General features: G+C 41.3%; 18 protein-coding genes and 1 tRNA gene. 7 read left to right on the top strand and 12 right to left on the bottom strand.

Annotated elements, in window-relative coordinates; translation table 11 throughout:
- From hisS to meaB, 5 genes are read left to right on the top strand one after another with little or no spacing between them, the layout of a single operon-like run.
- Nucleotides 1-1287, top strand: a complete 1287-nt coding sequence (gene hisS / locus THETH_RS04635; protein ID WP_013932218.1) for a histidine--tRNA ligase — start codon at nt 1-3, stop codon at nt 1285-1287.
- Between the two features lie 50 nt (nt 1288-1337).
- Complete coding sequence (locus tag THETH_RS04630) at nt 1338-2126, top strand: radical SAM protein (RefSeq protein WP_013932217.1); 789 nt, start codon at nt 1338-1340, stop codon at nt 2124-2126.
- Nucleotides 2116-3795, top strand: coding sequence for an acyl-CoA mutase large subunit family protein (locus tag THETH_RS04625; RefSeq protein ID WP_013932216.1), 1680 nt, complete (start codon nt 2116-2118; stop codon nt 3793-3795). Before THETH_RS04630 ends, THETH_RS04625 begins: the two co-directional genes overlap by 11 nt.
- Nucleotides 3796-3810: 15 nt before the next feature.
- On the top strand, nt 3811-4227 hold the full coding sequence (locus tag THETH_RS04620) for a cobalamin B12-binding domain-containing protein (protein WP_013932215.1): 417 nt from the start codon (nt 3811-3813) through the stop codon (nt 4225-4227).
- Nucleotides 4217-5068 (top strand): methylmalonyl Co-A mutase-associated GTPase MeaB, encoded by an 852-nt coding sequence (gene meaB / locus THETH_RS04615; protein ID WP_013932214.1) that lies wholly within the window; start codon nt 4217-4219, stop codon nt 5066-5068. The genes THETH_RS04620 and meaB overlap by 11 nt, the downstream gene beginning before the upstream one ends.
- A gap of 8 nt (nt 5069-5076) precedes the next feature.
- On the opposite strand, the gene THETH_RS04610 is transcribed toward meaB, so the two are convergent.
- Nucleotides 5077-5152: transfer RNA gene (locus THETH_RS04610), tRNA-Pro, on the bottom strand.
- Between the two features lie 121 nt (nt 5153-5273).
- Here THETH_RS04610 and THETH_RS04605 point away from each other — a divergent pair.
- Both THETH_RS04605 and ligA read left to right on the top strand, forming a co-directional pair.
- Entirely contained in the window at nt 5274-5933 is a 660-nt protein-coding gene (locus THETH_RS04605) for a 5'-methylthioadenosine/S-adenosylhomocysteine nucleosidase (RefSeq protein ID WP_013932213.1), read from the top strand.
- A 7-nt stretch (nt 5934-5940) separates the two neighbouring features.
- Nucleotides 5941-7971, top strand: a complete 2031-nt coding sequence (gene ligA, locus THETH_RS04600; RefSeq protein WP_013932212.1) for an NAD-dependent DNA ligase LigA — start codon at nt 5941-5943, stop codon at nt 7969-7971.
- Here the strand turns inward: ligA and pepV are convergent, their stop codons facing one another.
- The 11 genes from pepV to THETH_RS04550 form a co-directional block, all read right to left on the bottom strand.
- Nucleotides 7972-9366, bottom strand: a complete 1395-nt coding sequence (gene pepV, locus THETH_RS04595; RefSeq protein ID WP_013932211.1) for a dipeptidase PepV — start codon at nt 9364-9366, stop codon at nt 7972-7974.
- 24 nt (nt 9367-9390) lie between these two features.
- Nucleotides 9391-10125 carry a ZIP family metal transporter gene (locus tag THETH_RS04590; protein WP_013932210.1) on the bottom strand — a complete coding sequence of 245 codons (735 nt, stop codon included), beginning with the start codon at nt 10123-10125 and terminating at the stop codon, nt 9391-9393.
- 11 nt (nt 10126-10136) lie between these two features.
- Nucleotides 10137-10490 carry an iron-sulfur cluster assembly scaffold protein gene (locus THETH_RS04585; protein WP_013932209.1) on the bottom strand — a complete coding sequence of 118 codons (354 nt, stop codon included), beginning with the start codon at nt 10488-10490 and terminating at the stop codon, nt 10137-10139.
- Nucleotides 10491-10496: 6 nt separating this feature from the next.
- Nucleotides 10497-11630: a cysteine desulfurase family protein gene (locus THETH_RS04580; RefSeq protein ID WP_013932208.1), complete on the bottom strand. Its 1134-nt coding sequence runs from the start codon at nt 11628-11630 to the stop codon at nt 10497-10499.
- 5 nt (nt 11631-11635) lie between these two features.
- On the bottom strand, nt 11636-12016 hold the full coding sequence (locus THETH_RS04575; protein ID WP_013932207.1) for an iron-sulfur cluster assembly scaffold protein: 381 nt from the start codon (nt 12014-12016) through the stop codon (nt 11636-11638).
- 5 nt (nt 12017-12021) lie between these two features.
- Entirely contained in the window at nt 12022-13194 is a 1173-nt protein-coding gene (locus THETH_RS04570) for a cysteine desulfurase family protein (RefSeq protein WP_013932206.1), read from the bottom strand.
- Nucleotides 13195-13209: 15 nt separating this feature from the next.
- The gene (locus THETH_RS04565; RefSeq protein ID WP_013932205.1) at nt 13210-14052 is read right to left on the bottom strand and encodes a purine-nucleoside phosphorylase; all 843 of its coding nucleotides are present in this window, start codon (nt 14050-14052) and stop codon (nt 13210-13212) included.
- Between the two features lie 83 nt (nt 14053-14135).
- Nucleotides 14136-15170: an L-Ala-D/L-Glu epimerase gene (locus tag THETH_RS04560; protein WP_013932204.1), complete on the bottom strand. Its 1035-nt coding sequence runs from the start codon at nt 15168-15170 to the stop codon at nt 14136-14138.
- Complete coding sequence (locus tag THETH_RS04555) at nt 15167-16186, bottom strand: DUF1611 domain-containing protein (RefSeq protein WP_013932203.1); 1020 nt, start codon at nt 16184-16186, stop codon at nt 15167-15169. The genes THETH_RS04560 and THETH_RS04555 overlap by 4 nt, the downstream gene beginning before the upstream one ends.
- An 81-nt stretch (nt 16187-16267) precedes the next feature.
- Nucleotides 16268-16456, bottom strand: coding sequence for a hypothetical protein (locus THETH_RS10485; protein ID WP_013931581.1), 189 nt, complete (start codon nt 16454-16456; stop codon nt 16268-16270).
- On the bottom strand, nt 16431-16718 hold the full coding sequence (locus THETH_RS04550) for a hypothetical protein (protein WP_013932202.1): 288 nt from the start codon (nt 16716-16718) through the stop codon (nt 16431-16433). The genes THETH_RS10485 and THETH_RS04550 overlap by 26 nt, the downstream gene beginning before the upstream one ends.
- Between the last annotated feature and the right edge of the window lie 69 nt (nt 16719-16787).

Raw genomic sequence — 16787 nt, 5'->3', positions numbered from 1 at the left:
TTGAAATACGAACGCATTAAAGGGACGAACGATATTTACGGTGATGAAATTCACTTTTGGAACTTTGTTGAGCAAAAAGCCAAAAGGATAGCCAACTTGTTTGGCTACGAAGAAATTCGAACACCCATCTTCGAAATGACTGAACTATTCACAAGAAGTGTTGGAGAAGAAACCGATATAGTTCAGAAAGAGATGTACACTTTTGTTGACAAAGGTGGTAGAAGTATAACCCTAAGACCTGAGGGTACCGCGCCTACAATGAGAGCCTTCATAGAAAATTCGATGATAAACAACGGTCTGCCACAAAGATTTTTCTACATAGGACCAATGTTTAGATACGAAAAACCTCAAAGTGGAAGGTTAAGACAATTTCACCAATTTGGTGTAGAACTGCTTGGTTCCTCACACCCTTTAGCCGATGCCGAAGTGTTAATTTTGGCAAAAAGCTTCCTCGAAGAGCTTGGAATAAAGAATTATCAAATTCATCTGAACTCCATAGGATGTTCAGAGTGTAGGGTCAATTACAAAAGAGCTTTGAAAGATTATTACAGCAAACATTACGATCAACTTTGTGATGATTGCAAAAGGAGATTCGAAACAAACGTCATGAGACTATTAGATTGCAAAGTGGACGTTCAACTTGCTGCCAATGCGCCAAAGACCGTAGATTACTTGTGCAAAGAGTGCAAGGAGCACTATGAAAAACTCAAAGAACTTCTCAACTTGGCAGGTGTAGATTATGTGGAAGATGGCAACTTAGTTCGAGGTTTGGACTATTACACGAGAACCGTTTTCGAAGTTAGACATAGTTTACTTGGAGCTCAAAACACCATTCTGGCAGGTGGAAGATACGATGGTTTATCGACAGAACTTAGGGGACCAGATTTGCCTGCACTTGGATTTGCCGCTGGAATCGAAAGGCTGATAATAGCACTTAAGAGTGAAAAAGTTGAGATACCAAGAAAACCTTTATGTTTGGTGTACGTTATACCACTTGGAGAAGCGAGCTTAAGACATGTTTTCGAAATAACCTCACAGTTGAGAAAGGTAGGTATTCCTACGATAATGGATGTCAACGCGAGAAACCTCAAAGCTCAGTTAAAACACGCAGATCGTTTAAACGCGGTAATAGCTGTTATCCTCGGGGAAAACGAAGTTTCCCGCAACGTTGTTTTAATCAAAGAGCTTGACACAAGTCAACAGCACGAAGTTCAATTTGAATACGCGGTTGATTACATTGTCGATATGTTGAAATTCAAAGGTCTTCTAAGTGGAGAGCATTCTTAGCTTGATGTTGCTAACGAAAAAATGATATCATTGAAATTGGTGATATAAAAATGGTTTTTGTTGATCCTTCAGCAACGATACCTATAACTCTGACTGGAGATTTTTGCGCTTTGAATTGCCCCCATTGCAAGGGACATTACCTTCGTTCAATGAAACCGTTTAGCCAAATTGAGCATTATGTCAAACTTGGTTACAAATCCTTTTTGATAAGCGGAGGTTTGAACAAAACCGGTGAACTTCCTTATAATGAATATTTGGAAAGATTGAAAGAATTAAAAAACGAATACAATTTGAGCTATAACTTTCACGTTGGATTCCCAAGCAAAATCGAATTTTTGGCTGACGTAGCGGATGTCATAAGTTTTGATTTTTTTGCGGATCGAAAAATTCTTAAGAAAATCTATGGTATAGAGTATGAGCCAACTAAGTTGATACAACTTTTGAAAGATTTACAGATTTCAGCGGTACCTCACATAACTATTGGTATAGATCACGGCGTTATAACACACGAATTTGACGCTTTAAAAATTTTGAAAGATCACTTCAAAGTTGTGGTTCTAAATATTTTCATTCCAACTTTTGGCACTCCCTTTGAGAATTTTCCCCCTCCTCCCATAGAAAAAGTCGTAGAAGTATTTGAAGCTGCAAATTTACTTTTTGATAAAGTCATCTTGGGTTGTATGCAACCAAAGGGAGAATATCGCAAAAAATTGCAACAAATGGTTTCAAAGTATGTAGATGTTATGGTAAAACCTGTTTCAAACAAAATTTATCACCATCAAGGTTGTTGCGCATTTTTTGCAACAAAAGGCTTGGGGGTGTTTGAGAATGTACGATAAGGACTTGTTAAAAAAAATTGAAGAGGCTTTTGGCGAATGGGAAAAAAGAACGCAGGAGGAGCTGACAAAAGTCAAGGAAAGAAAGCAGATTTTTAAATCATCGTCAGGGTATGAAATTAAGAGGGTTTACACTCCCCTTGATGTGTCGAGCATTGACTACATCAACGACTTGGGTTTTCCCGGTGAATACCCATACACACGCGGTGTGCAAAGGACCATGTACAGAGCTAGGCTTTGGACGATGAGACAGTACGCCGGCTTTGGTACAGCCGAAGAAACCAACAAAAGGTTCAAGTACCTTCTCCAACAAGGTCAAACGGGTTTGTCTGTGGCCTTTGATCTTCCAACTCAAATGGGATACGATTCTGATCATCCGTTGGCGGAAGGAGAAGTTGGAAGAGTTGGAGTAGCCATAGATTCGTTGAAAGATATGGAAATACTCTTTGAAGGGATACCGTTGAAAGATGTCAGTACTTCTATGACCATCAATTCCACCGCTGCCATTCTCTTGGCCATGTACGGTATAACCGCAGAAAAACAAGGGGCAAAACTTGAAGAACTTAGAGGAACAATCCAAAACGATGTACTCAAAGAGTACATAGCCAGAGGAACTTACATTTTCCCACCAGAACCCTCGATGAGAATAGTTACCAACATATTCGAGTTCTGTTCGCAAAAAATGCCTAAGTGGAACACGATAAGTATAAGTGGATATCACATACGCGAAGCGGGAGCTACAGCAGTTCAAGAACTTGCCTTCACCTTCTGTGATGCTATAGCTTATGTGGAAGCAGCCATAAAGTCAGGATTGGATCCAAATGTTTTCGGCAAACAGATCTCGTTCTTCTTTGCCGCGCACAACAACTTCCTTGAAGAAATAGCCAAATTCCGTGCCGCAAGAAGAATTTGGGCAAAGATAATGAAAGAAAGATTCAACGTTTCCAATCCCGAGGCTCTCAAGCTACGCTTCCACACTCAGACTGGTGGATCAACTTTGACTGCTCAACAACCCTTGAACAACATTGTCAGGGTAACGATACAAGCTCTTGCAGCTGTTTTAGGCGGAACACAATCTTTGCACACAAACTCCTATGATGAAGCGTTGGGATTACCTACCGAAGAATCGGTGCAAGTTGCCTTGAGAACACAACAAATAATCGCATACGAATCTGGCGTTGCTGATACAGTCGATCCACTGGCAGGTTCATTTGCCATAGAAGCCTTGACGAACGAAATTGAAAATAAGGTTTGGGAATACATCGAAAAAATAGATTCCATGGGTGGAATGGTGCGAGCGATTGAAACTGGGTACGTGCAGAAGGAAATTCACAAGAGTGCTTACGAACAACAATTGGCTGTGGAAAGACAAGAACAAATTATCGTTGGTGTTAACGCTTTCAGAACTGAAGAAGAGCAACAGGTGAAGAAAATACTCAAAGTCGATCCTGCCGTTGAAGAAAAGCAAAAACAAGCTTTGAAAGAACTTAGAAAAAGCAGAGACAACAACGCCGTAAGGGCTGCTTTACACGATTTGAAAAACGCAGCTGAAACTGGCAAAAACATCGTACCGTACATTTTTGAGGCAGTGAAAGTTTATGCAACGTTGGGTGAAATAACTGACGTACTCAGGGAAGTTTTTGGAGAATACACCGAACCCCATCTGTTTTAAGGGAGGTAGAGTCTGATGAAAACTTATCGAATATTGATTGCAAAGCCAGGGTTGGATGGGCACGATAGAGGTGCAAAAGTCGTTGCACACGCTCTACGTGATGCCGGATTTGAGGTCATATACACCGGCTTAAGGCAAACGCCAGAACAAATAGTAAAAACGGCCATACAGGAAGACGTCGATCTAATAGGTTTGTCAATACTATCTGGAGCTCACATAGAATTAACGAGAAAAGTCTTAGAACTCATGAAAAAAGAAGGAATTGAAAATATTCCTATCATCGTGGGTGGAATAATTCCACCGGAAGATGTGCCAATTCTTTTGAACATGGGAGTAAAGAAAGTTTTTGGACCAGGAACCTTGTTGTCTGAGATAATCAAAGAAGTTAAAGCAATCCTTGAAGAAGGAGTGACAAAAGCTAGTGGATCATAAACAAATCGCAAAACTGATAACCACAATTGAAAACAATCCTGATAAAGCCAGACAGATCGTTGAACAATTTCCAGAAAGAATAGGAAGAGTTGTCGGATTCACGGGAAGTCCAGGGGTAGGTAAAAGCACGCTCGTTGATCAAGTTGTTTCAGTGTTGAGAAAACGAGGAAAAACTGTGGCGGTCGTGGCAGTAGATCCATCGAGTCCATTTACAAAAGGCGCTTTTTTGGGCGATCGAATAAGGATGAAAAGACATTTTGTAGATGACGGTGTTTTCATAAGAAGCATGGCATCAAGGGGTGCACTCGGTGGTCTTTGTGATGCGATATTCGATGTTGTTACGCTTCTTGAAAGAGTTGGCTTTGACTACGTGCTTGTCGAAACAGTTGGGGTTGGACAATCGGAAGTTGAAGTAAGATACGTTGCGGACGTCGTGGTGTTGGTTTTATCACCAGGATTTGGGGATGACATTCAAGTTCTCAAATCAGGTGTTATGGAGATAGCCGATCTTTATGTTTTGAACAAAGCCGACATGCCTGAAAGCGAACGCTTGTACGATCAGCTTACGGCGTTTTTATCCATTTCAGCAAAAAATATTCCAATCGTTAAAACCATTGCCACAACTGGAAACGGAGTAGAAGATTTGGTAAGCAAGGTTGAAACTATTTTGGAAAATTTGCAATCGTCCGGTGAACTGATACAAAGACGCAGAAGAAGGACAAAGCATCATGCAGAACACATGCTAAGACGAATTCTTCAAAAAAGCCTGGAAGAAGTAGAGGAAGACGACGCACACATTTACGTGGAAAAAGTCTTGAAAAAACTTTGTCAAGGAACTTAATAAAAAACTGGTCAGGGGGGAGGGACTTGAACCCTCGACCTCCGGACCCCGATTCCGGCGTTCTTCCGTCTGAACTACCCCCTGACCTTTCGTAAATTATTGTACCACAAAACAGCCATTGGACAACCTTGTTCTCTATCGAGCTTTTGTTTCAAAATCTGATTTATCAAACAAAATTTTGGTAAAATTCTTTGGGGGAATCAAAATGATCGCCATTGTTGGTGTCCTTCATGAAGAAATTGAACCTATAAAGAATAGTTTTCAGTACATTCTTGAAATTGGAGAAATAGCAAAGCGCCCTTTTTTTCGTGGTGTGATAAATGGAAATGAAATAGTCCTGACCTACGGCTGTGTTGGAAAAGTTGAAACGGCTTTTATAACCCAAGCTTTGTTGGATAAGTTCAACGTTTCTGGTGTTATCTTACTTGGTGGTGCCGGATCTTTATCCCCAGAAATTGGAATTGGAAGCATAGTGTGTGGAACTGGGTATGTTGAATACGACTTTTCCCCAAGAATTCAAACGGATTCCGTGCTGGAACCTTCGCAGAAGTGCTTTCAAAAGCTTATGGAAAGCTTGGATTGTTTTTACGGAATTATAGCTTCTGGAGATAAATTTATATCTTCTGATTTGGAAGCAAAGAAAATTCGTGAGCAATCATCAGCACTTTGTGTAGATATGGACTCGGCGGCAGCAGCAAAGGTTTGCTGGCAAAATGAAAAAGATTTTGTTGCCATAAAAGTCATAGTTGATTTTGCTGGAAGCAAGGCCATAGAACAGTACATAGAGAATTATCACAAACTTTGCACCAAACCGGCTTTGAGCGTTTTGAGTTTTTTGTCTGAAAATCTGGTGATTTGCGGGTGATGAATCTATGCGCAAAATACCAGAAGAAATCATCAAAAGAGTGGAAAAGCTCAGAGAAGAAATTGAATATCACAATTACAGATATTATGTACTTGCCGATCCGATAATTTCCGATGAGGAATACGACAAATTGATGCAAGAATTGCTTGAATTGGAAAGGCAATATCCAGAGCTTGTTACTCCAGACTCTCCTACCCAAAGGGTTTGCGAAAAAGTTTTGGATGAGTTCAAAAGCTTACCACATTCAGAACCAATGCTCAGTTTGGATAACACTTACGATGAAAATCAAATCAGAGAATTCGATGAGCGCGTAAAAAAGCTTCTTGAAACAAACGATGTTGAATACGTCTGTGAATTGAAGATAGACGGTGTAGCAGTGGCTCTAAGGTACGAATCAGGCCGGTTCACAACGGCTTTAAGCAGAGGCGATGGCACAGTCGGAGACGATATAACGGAAAACGTCAAGCGAGTTAGAAGTGTTCCACTTAGACTCAGAAAACCGATAACTGTTGAAGTGCGAGGAGAAATATTCATGCCCGTTGAAGAATTTGAAAAACTGAATGCAGAAAGGGAAGAGAAAGGTGAACCACCGTTTGCCAATCCAAGGAATGCCGCCGCTGGTACGCTCAGACAACTCGACACAAGCGTTGTGACCAAGCGAAACCTTGACTGCTTCATATACTACGTTGTAGCACCTGAGAAATACGGTTTAACCGATCAATGGACTGCTTTGCAATGGCTCAAAGAAGTTGGTTTTAAAGTGAACCCCCACTCCAAACTTTGCCGAAACATAGAAGAAGTTATAGCCTACTGGAAGTATTGGACTGAGAATCGGGCAAAACTCAACTATTGGATCGACGGCATAGTGGTCAAAGTCAACAGGTTCGATTTTCAAAAAACCCTAGGTTCAACTGCAAAAGCCCCACGATGGGCGATCGCTTTTAAATTCCCCGCCGAACGGGCTAGAACTAAACTTATTGGCGTAACGGTTCAAGTTGGAAGAACAGGCACTTTGACGCCTGTGGCCGAACTTGAACCTGTGCAGCTTGCAGGTTCAACGGTTAAACGCGCATCTTTACACAACTTCGACTACATTCGCGAAAAAGATATCCGAATAGGAGACACGGTTTTGATTGAAAAAGCTGGCGGAATTATTCCGCAAGTTGTTGAGGTTTTGGAAGAGTTCAGAACTGGTGAAGAGAAACCAATTGTTCCTCCTTCGACCTGCCCTGTTTGCGGTGGAAAAGTTGGAAAAATCGAAAAAGAAGAGGTTGCACTCAAATGCCTTAATCCACATTGTCCAGCAAAGTTAAAGAGAGCTCTCGAAACTTTGGCGTCGAAAAACGCTTTGGATATAAATGGTCTTGGAGAAAAGATAATCGACAAACTCGTTGATGCCGGCCTTGTGAAAGACATAGCCGATATCTTCTATCTCACACCGTTTGACCTTTCAACTTTGGGAAGTGGAATAGGACAAAGAACGATTGGAAAGTTGTTGATGCAAATCGAAGAAGCAAAGAAAAAGCCGCTTCACAAACTCATTACAGGTTTAGGTATACCCATGGTTGGTGAGAAAACCGCTTATGTACTTGCTCAACATTTTGGAAGTTTGAAAAAACTGGCACAAGCTTCCATCGACGAATTGATGGAAATTGAGGGTATAGGACCTGAAGTTGCAAGAAGTATCAAGGAATACTTCGAAAATCCAAAAACCAAGGAAATAATTGAAAAATTAGAAAAAGCTGGTGTTAAACTTGAGCAAGAATCAATTCAGCATGAAAAAACCTTATCTGGTTTAACCTTCGCGGTAACAGGTACGTTGAAGAACTTTTCTAGAAACAAGATAGAAGAACTCATAAGAAACCTCGGTGGAAGAGTTGTGGATAACGTTTCAAAGAAAGTGGATTATCTCATTGTGGGTGAAAACCCCGGTTCCAAGCTTCAAAAAGCTCAGAGTTTGGGTATTAAATTGTTAACCGAAGAAGAGTTCATCAAGTTAGCGAAGATTGAAATTAAAGGACAACAAAGGTTGTTTTGATTAACTCAGTTCTCCAGAAAGCACTCTGTAGAACAGCTGAGCGTAAATTCTTGCAACTAGCAAAAGATCTTCCAGCAGTATTCTTTCATTTGGTTGATGCTCCGTTTCAGGTCGCCCTGGTAGCAAGGGACCAAAGGCAACACCACAGGGAACAGCTCTGGCGTAGGTTCCCCCGCCCATCGTTATCAACGTTGGTGGAAGCTTTGTCACATCGGTATAAACTTCGCACAAAAGCTTTATCAAATCGCTGTCCGGTGAAATAAAGAGCGGTTTTAAATGCCCCGTTACCTTCACAGTTAAAGGTTTTAAAGCTTCAACAACTTGGTTCGTCATCATTTCGAAGGAGTAATATATTGGGTAGCGAACGTTTATGACGGCTTTAAGTTCACTTTCAGTCATTTCAATCAAACCCAGGTTGACCGTTAAACTACCTGTGACACAATCGCTGCCTGCAATTTTTAGCGATTTTCCATCGGTTTCATAACCTATCTTTTCCGAAATAATCTTTATAAACAGATAAGTATCGTCGTCCGAAGACAAAAGATTAGAAAGAACATCCACAATTGAGGCAATCGCGTTTACACCAGCTTCTGGCTTTGAACCATGTGCAGACTTTCCATAAGCTTCTATTTGCAAGCCTTTATTGGTGATTTCCCACGCTATTCTCGATTCGTTCTTTGGCCTAAATTTTCTCAGAAATTCCAAGGTGTTTTCATCAAAGTTTTTCAAAATTGCCACAGTTTTTTGCGGAACAACGTTTGAAGCTTCTCCGCCTTTCAGATACAACAAGTTGGAATTAGACGTTTTTCTGACGTAGGTTATCTCATAATTTACTATTCCTTTCTCTGCATACACAGCTGTAAAAGAAGCATCTGGGGTAACTGCGTACTTTGGAACCTCTTCCTTTTGAAAATAATACTTTATCCCATTCCAACCGGCTTCCTCATCTGTGCCAAGTATTATCCTCACTCTGTTTTTTGGAACTATCCCAGAATCTTTAACGGCCTTCAAAGCAAAAATGGTTGCAACTGTCGGACCTTTGTTGTCAACCGCACCTCTTCCCCACAAGTAACCATCCTTAATTATCCCACCGTAAGGATCAACGCTCCAACCTTCCCCTTCAGGCACAACATCTAAGTGCCCAAGCACTCCAAACAAAATACCGTTCTCTCCAAATTCGATATGTCCTCCGTAACCATCGACATTTTTTGTTTTAAATCCAAGCTCTTCTCCTATTTTCAAAGCTTCCTCAAGAACTTTTGCCACCCCTTCACCAAAAGGTTTCCCTTCCCCTGCGGATTCCGTGGCAACGGATTTGATTTTGATCAACCTTGAAGCCGCCTCAAAAAGTTTTTCCTTATTTTCTAACACCAATTTGTCCACTTTTTCGTTCACAAACTTCACCCCCGCTGGTTTTTTTCAACCTACAATAAGATCCAAAATAGTCATAAGCGCAAAACCTATCAAAACCCAATAGGTTGTCAACCTTTCCAAGCCTCTTAAATGTGTTTCCGGTAATACTTCGTCGCTTATCACAAAGATCATAGCACCAGCTGCCAGCGCCATTAAATAAGAAAGTAGCCCTTCTGCAACGTTTATCAAAAGAATGCCAAGCAAGCCTCCCACAACTTCAACCAAACCAGTTAAAAGAGAGACAAAAAAAGCCTTAAGTGGTTTATAACCTGCATTCAAAAGCGCAGCAGCGGTTGCAGCTCCTTCCGGGATGTTTTGCAACGCGATTGCTAAAGCTATGGAAAACGCGTGAGGAGTGTAAACCCCAACCCCAACAGCCATGCCTTCTGGAAAGTTGTGTATGGTTATGGCAATTACAAACAGCCAAATTCCCTTCAGCCTTTTCGTCTCGATGCCTTCATGACCTTTCAAAAAGTGTTCGTGTGGTATCAATTTATCAACAAAATCAACCAAAAATCCCCCAAGCATAAAACCTATTGCAAACTTAATTGGTCCACCGAGCTCTAAAGAAGGTACAACCAAGCTGAAAGCACTTGCGGCAAGCATTACACCAGCTGCAAAACCTAAAAGAATGTCTATATACTTTTCCTTTAACCCTTTTTTGAAAAGCAAAAAAGGGATGGCTCCCAAACCAGTTGCCGATCCTGCCAAAAGACTGTAGACAAACGCCCTTAGAACCATTGCTCAAAATTTCAATTCACATCAAGTAAGGCTTTTTTCAAAGCTTCTAAAGGGGCTTTTATGCACTCATAACCTTCATCAAAAAACTCCATTTCGTTGCGAACGTCTTTTTCTTCCAGCGAATTTATCGCTTCCAAATTCTTTCCATTTGCCAACCTGCAGACTGCTTCCGATGCCGCTATAACCCTTGGACATCCAGATGCCTTGAAAGCTATGTCCTTTATTAAATTTCCTTCGACTTTTATGAAAATTCTCACTCTATCACCGTGTTCAGGATAAACTACTTCGGCAGTATGGGTATACTCAATTTCGTTGCAGTGTCTTGGGCGCATGAAAAGTTCTTTGAATTTTTCTGAATACGCCAAGCAAAATCACCTCTCAAGTCTTCTCAGCCTGTACACTTCTTCCTGCAAAACTTTGACAAAGTAAGCTATTTCTTCTTCTGTGTTGTCATATCCAAGGCTTATTCTGATTGCACCATCTATCATCCAGTCCTCCAGTTTCATCGCGGTTAAAACGTGAGATCTCTTTGTTCCGTGGTGTGAGGCACATGCAGAAGCTGTAGAAACCGATATCCCTCGCATATCCAAAGCGGTAGCCAAAGCTTCCCCACTAACCCCTTTGAAAGCCACATTTACATGAGAATGTATTGTGTTAGAACCGTTGATGTGGTGGTCAGGAATATCTTGAATTGCGTCGAGAATCATCTGCTTTAATTTTTGCATTTTTTTATTCCATTCAACAAAGTTCGCGTTTATCACACTCAAAGCGGTTGCCATTCCAACCGCGCCTGGGACGTTTTCCGTACCACTTCTCAAACCCTTTTCATGTCCTCCACCAAGAATAATCGGTTCGATTTTTACAGAATTGCTGACAAATAAGAATCCACAACCTTTTGGTGCGTAAAATTTATGGCCAGATGCAGATAACATATCGACCATTCTTGCATCAACGCGGATTTTACCGATGGCTTGAACGGCATCCGAATGAAGAACTATACCATGTTCTCTGCAAATTTTCGATATTTCCTCAATAGGTTGAATAACACCTGTTTCGTTGTTGACCCACATTATCGATGCTAAAACGGTGTTTTTTCTAATTGCTCTCTTGAAATCTTCTGGTGTAACGTATCCGTCCGAAGTTGGCGGCAAATACGTTACCTCGTACCCAGATTTTTCCAAAAACCTTGCAACCTCAAGTACAGCAGGATGTTCGATTTGGGTTGTTATTACATGGCCTCCGTTTGGAAAGTTGGCTTTCAGGAAACCGATTATCGCAAGATTGTCTGACTCTGTCCCACCGGAGGTGAAAATCAACTCGTCAGCCGAACAATTGATGAATTTTGCTATCGTTTTCCGCGATTCTTCGTAGATTTTCTTTGCCTTTTCTCCATGGGAATGCAAACTTGAGGCGTTACCAAAGACTTCTGTAAAAACCTTTAAAACCTCTTTTGCAACTTCATCAAACACGCGTGTGGTAGCCGCGTGGTCAAGGTAAACCCTCATAAGAATCACTTCCTAGCCAAAGATTTTTCGTATTCTTCAATGGCCTTTTTCAAAGTATCAACGGCGAGGTTGCTGCAGTGATATTTAATTTGCGGAAGTCCTCCGAGTCTTTCAACTATGTCTTTCCAAGTTATCTTTTTTGCCTCCTCAATTGTCATTCCTTTGACAACCTCTGTCATCATAGACGCGGTAGCTATGTTGGCAGCACAACCGTAAGATTCAAATTTTATATCAACGATTCTATCGTTCTCTATCTTCAGATAAACCGTCATCATATCTCCACAAGCTATACTTCCTTCCGTTGCCGTTACATCAGCGTCTTCCATTCTTCCCATGTTTCTTGGATTTTTAAAATGATCCAAAACCAGCTCCGTGTATTTCAGCATACCGATCACCTCCCTGGTTTAATTGGACTTATTTGCCTGAGCCACGAGACAACTTTTTTCAGTTTGTCAACGGTATAATCAAGTTCTTCTTTGGTTGTAAATCTATTGAAGGTAAAGCGTATCGAACCGTGTGCCCTTTCATGATCCCCGCCGATTGCGAGTATGGCGTAGTTTGGTTCCAAGGTCTCGGAAGCACAGGCAGAACCAGTTGCCACCTCTACTCCTTCAAGACTCAAGGCAAGACTGATTGCTTCACCTTCTATGAAGGAAAAGCTAAAGTTCACGTTGTAAGGTGTTCTTTTTTCTCCTCTAGGGCCATTCAAAACCACGTACTCTATTTCAGATTCCACGCGGTTTATGAAATACTCTTGAAGTTCTCTTAGCCTCTGTAAGCTTTGATCCATCTCTTCGAAAGCAAGTTCTGCGGCTTTTTTCATTCCCATGACTCCTGGAACGTTTTCTCCACCGGGACGTCTTTTATCGTAAGATTCCGCACCAAACATTATTGGCTGCAATCTAACGCCTTTTCTAGCGTAGAGAAATCCAACGCCTTTTGGACCATGGAATTTATGGGCACTCACACTCATAAGGTCTATTCCAAGCTCCTGAACGTCGATTGGAAACTTGGCGTACATCTCAGCCGCATCGGTGTGGAAGTATATCCGATGGTCTTGTCTTTTCAAGATCTGGCTAACTTCCTTCAAAGGCATTATCGAGCCAACGAAATGTCCAATCGCAATGATGCTTACAAGAATCGTGGTTGGTTTTATCGACTTCTCAAGAAAGTCAAGATCAATTATTCCTTCATGGTCAACTGGAACAACTGTTACTTCAAAACCCTCTTTTTGCAAAACATCCGCTATTTTCATTACAGAACCATGTTCCAATGCCGAGATTATGATGTGATTTCCCTTGGATTTGTTGGCCCTTGCAACACCCAAAAGTGCCAAATTGTTTGCCTCGGTTGCACCAGATGTGAAGATTATTTCTTCACCCGATGAAGCGTTTATGCTTTTGGCAAAAAATTCCCTAGCAGCTTCAAGTTCATCGTAAATCTCCTGGGCGGACTCGTAAAGCCCGTCAGGCCTTGCAAATTTTTCAGTCATGTACTTTACAACCACTTCGGCAACTTCTGGAAGAACTTTCGTTGTTCTATCGTTGTCCAAAAATACTCTCATTTTGAACCTCCTTGTCTAATCAAGTAACTTCACAACACCCATTATAATCCTTGCAATTTTTTCACCTGTTTTTTCAGCGATTTTCAAAACTTCCTCTGCAGTTAACGGTTTCAAATCCTCTGGTACAGCCCTATCCGTTATAGCAGATATGCCTAAAACTTTTATACCAGCATGGCAAGCTACTATAACTTCTGGCACCGTGGACATACCAACCGCATCGGCTCCAAAATTTCTCAACATCTTTAATTCTGCTCGTGTCTCGAAGTTTGGTCCGGCAACCGCAACGTAAACACCTTTGTAAACTTCTATACCTTCCTCTTGAGCGACCTTCTCGGCAAGTTTTATCAATTCCTTGTTGTATGGCTCACTCATATCTGGAAACCTTGGACCCCACTCATCGACATTTGGACCGATCAACGGATTGTCTCCCATAAAGTTGATGTGATCTACAATGATCATCGGCTTACCAACGTCGAACGTTGGATTCAAACCACCTGCCGCGTTGGTAATGAACAAATACTTAACTCCAAGAAGTTGCATGACTCTTATTGGAAAGGTGACATCACGCATCGAATACCCTTCATAATAGTGAAATCTACCGTTCATCAACATGACATCTTTTCCAGACAACTTCCCAAAGAGAAGCTCACCTTTGTGCCCCGGTGCGGTTGAAACAGGAAAACCTGGTATTTCCGAATACTTGATGACCACGGGATTCTCAAGGGCTTTGGCTATTCCCCCTAATCCTGAACCTAGTATTATGGCTATTTTTGGCTGAACATTGATCTTTTCCTTGAGGTATTCAACTGCTTTTTTCACGCGATCGACGTATTCTTGAATATCGCCAAGTGGAAGCACAGTAACACCTCCTATCTTTGCAAAACTTTTCAATTATATTCTATAGAGATTACATTACGAAAATATTGGAGTTTTTTTGTCTATTATGTTTCCTCAAGGGTTATCAAAGGACCTTGCTGCTTGAAGTCCCCTCTGAATGTTTCTTCAACTAAGGAAAGATGTGAATCCAGATCGTGGTATGCAAAAGCGCCTGTACCTGCTGCAAAGTGAATGCTTGCCGAAATGCCAAGACTGCTTTCACCCATGCAACCGATCATAAGCTGTATTCCTGCCGCCTTTGCAAGTTTTACTATTGCCAAAGCATCGCTTATTCCTGATTTCATGAGTTTTATGTTTATCATGTCTATCGCTTCTTCTTTAATCAACCTTAAGGCATCGTACATCGTGAAAACCGACTCATCGGCTGCAACAGGGTACGGACTGTTCCACCTTACGTATTTCAAACCCAATATGTCATCTTTTTTCACTGGTTGTTCGAAAACGACGACATTTATTTTTTCGCGATACAAAATTTGAGCAAGTTCCACTGCTTCCTTTGGGCTATAACCTTGATTGGCATCAACTATGAACGATAAATCCTTTCCAATTTCGTTTACCTTAAGAATCTTCTCCACATCTTCCTTAAGATTTTTGCCAACTTTTATCTTAAGAATTCTGAATCCTTCCGAATAATATTTTTTGGCTTTTTCAACAGTTCTTTCTAAAGTTGTTATTCCAATCGTAATATCGGTTTCGATTTTATTCTTTGCTCCTCCAAAAAACTCATATTGTCTCAACCCATGTCTCTTACAGAAAGCATCGATTACAGCACATTCCACAGCTGCCTTTATCGCGGGAGTTGCTTTCAACTTTTGGGTTTGCTCAAAAATAAGCTCATACCTTTCAACTGACATTCCAGCAATCATTTCCTGAACAGTTTTTTCCATCTTCTCCAGCATTTGCGGAGTTTCTCCAGAAATCACAAACAAAGCAGAAGCCTCACCATATCCTCTTGTACCATCTTCCAAGGTTATGCAAACTTCTACGTTTTCCTGTGTTTCATGAGTCCCCAAAGAAATCGTAAACGGTTCTTTGTAGCGGTAAAACACTCTTTTGAACTCCACGGATTTGATTTTCACAAAACCACCTCCAGTTTATCGAGAATACAATCGAGCGCTTTATCGTCAAACGGATTAAAAACAAAAAGTCCATCGTGAGAATAAGAATCGTCCAAACAGGATATACCCAAAATGTCTACATCAACAAACTTTTTCAAAAGATCAATCTCGGCACCAACATCCGGTTTCAAAGGAATTTGTGGAAAGAATTCAAAACAATTTCTCGATGGATCATGTGCAACAATTGCAAATTGAGGCATGCAACCGTAAACTAAGCCGAGCGTAACCTGACCATAGGCAGGATGACGAAGTGCCCCTTGACCTTCGATGAAAACAACCTTTTTTCCTTCAGATTCAAGCTTCAAAATCAAATCCTCGACAACTCCTGGGATAAAATCTGCTGGAATTGCATCCAACGGTGCTCCCTCATCCGCGCCGATCATTATACCAGTTTGGCCTGTGGCCAAAAAACCTGCTGGAATTTTTCTTTCAAGTGCCCTTTGCCAAAGTTGAACGCATGTCGTCCTCTTGCCGCTGGCACAATCGGTTCCAAGGCATGCAACCCGGATAACTTTGGAACCATAAATTTTCCCTGAAAAAATCTTCAACTCTCCTGTGTACTTGCGAACATCTATTATTCTAATCCCGCATGCCTTTGCCACAGATTTAAAAGGCTCTGTCTCAGAAAGCTTTACATGTAAACCAGAAACAACGTCCATACCAGATTTGATGGCATCTAGAATCAAGTTGACCATTTCTTTTGGCAACGTTCCTCCCACAGGTGCAACGCCCACCAGAAGAACTTTTGCTCCGCATTTTAAAGCTTCAACGATATTTTTAACGATCGGTACATCATAACGAACGTGTGAAACGTATTTCCCAACGGTACCAGAAAGTTTGTCTACAACGCAAACCGGTTTAAAAACTTTACTGTGTCTAAGAAGCCCGTGCGCTGTCTTTGCCAAAGGTGTGTCGAGTTGACCCCACGATAAGATTGCAGCGGGTGTCCCTACTTCAAAGTAGTCGCTTATTTTCAACTTTCACACCTCCAATGGATTTTTTAAGCTAGTTTGTTGTTATTTTACACCAAATATGTAATAAAACGTGCGATGGACCTGTCAACTTAAGAAGGAAAACTGCACTAATAGAAGAAATGGAAATAGCCACTTCACTATGTCCTCATCCCTCCTCTTGTACCATAACCTGCTTATGTTAAAACGCCTCAGCCTGTACCTTTTTATCCCTATCACGCTCTCAACAAGACTTCTTTCCCCAAACCTCTCATGCTCGTGTTCCCAATATCCCATATTCTTTTTTCTCGCTTCCCAGTACCATGGCCCTTGCTTTGCCTTTCTCTCGTGTCTTACTGACCAACGCATAGATCACTTTCTTCCTCTTAACCTCATTTATGTTCACCTTCATCTCGTCTATAGCTACTACTGCATTGCCTTCTATCTTCTCAGCAAATATCCCTTCCTTCATCCTTGTCCACCATTTCCTCAAGGCTTCATGACTGACTCCAATTATGGCTGCTGCCTTCCTTAATGCAAGTTCATACTTTCGCCTCATGTGGAACTCTTTGTCTTTGAAAAAGGTTTGGTATAATTTGGTATAGGTACTCGGTGATATTTGTTGTTG

The organism is Pseudothermotoga thermarum DSM 5069 (assembly GCF_000217815.1).
Classification (GTDB): Bacteria; Thermotogota; Thermotogae; order Thermotogales; family DSM-5069; genus Pseudothermotoga; species Pseudothermotoga thermarum.
This window is presented reverse-complemented; position numbering and strand designations above follow the sequence as displayed.

What these genes read in the sequence shown, in the direction of transcription:
- THETH_RS04630 (WP_013932217.1), top strand. Translation starts at nt 1,338, where the DNA reads ATGGTTTTTGTTGATCCTTCAGCAACGATACCTATAACTCTGACTGGA.
- THETH_RS04625 (WP_013932216.1), top strand. Translation starts at nt 2,116, where the DNA reads ATGTACGATAAGGACTTGTTAAAAAAAATTGAAGAGGCTTTTGGCGAA.
- THETH_RS04620 (WP_013932215.1), top strand. Translation starts at nt 3,811, where the DNA reads ATGAAAACTTATCGAATATTGATTGCAAAGCCAGGGTTGGATGGGCAC.
- THETH_RS04605 (WP_013932213.1), top strand. Translation starts at nt 5,274, where the DNA reads ATGATCGCCATTGTTGGTGTCCTTCATGAAGAAATTGAACCTATAAAG.
- ligA (WP_013932212.1), top strand. Translation starts at nt 5,941, where the DNA reads ATGCGCAAAATACCAGAAGAAATCATCAAAAGAGTGGAAAAGCTCAGA.
- THETH_RS04590 (WP_013932210.1), bottom strand. Translation starts at nt 10,125, where the DNA reads ATGGTTCTAAGGGCGTTTGTCTACAGTCTTTTGGCAGGATCGGCAACT.
- THETH_RS04580 (WP_013932208.1), bottom strand. Translation starts at nt 11,630, where the DNA reads ATGAGGGTTTACCTTGACCACGCGGCTACCACACGCGTGTTTGATGAA.
- THETH_RS04575 (WP_013932207.1), bottom strand. Translation starts at nt 12,016, where the DNA reads ATGCTGAAATACACGGAGCTGGTTTTGGATCATTTTAAAAATCCAAGA.
- THETH_RS04570 (WP_013932206.1), bottom strand. Translation starts at nt 13,194, where the DNA reads ATGAGAGTATTTTTGGACAACGATAGAACAACGAAAGTTCTTCCAGAA.
- THETH_RS10485 (WP_013931581.1), bottom strand. Translation starts at nt 16,456, where the DNA reads ATGGGATATTGGGAACACGAGCATGAGAGGTTTGGGGAAAGAAGTCTT.
- THETH_RS04550 (WP_013932202.1), bottom strand. Translation starts at nt 16,718, where the DNA reads ATGAGGCGAAAGTATGAACTTGCATTAAGGAAGGCAGCAGCCATAATT.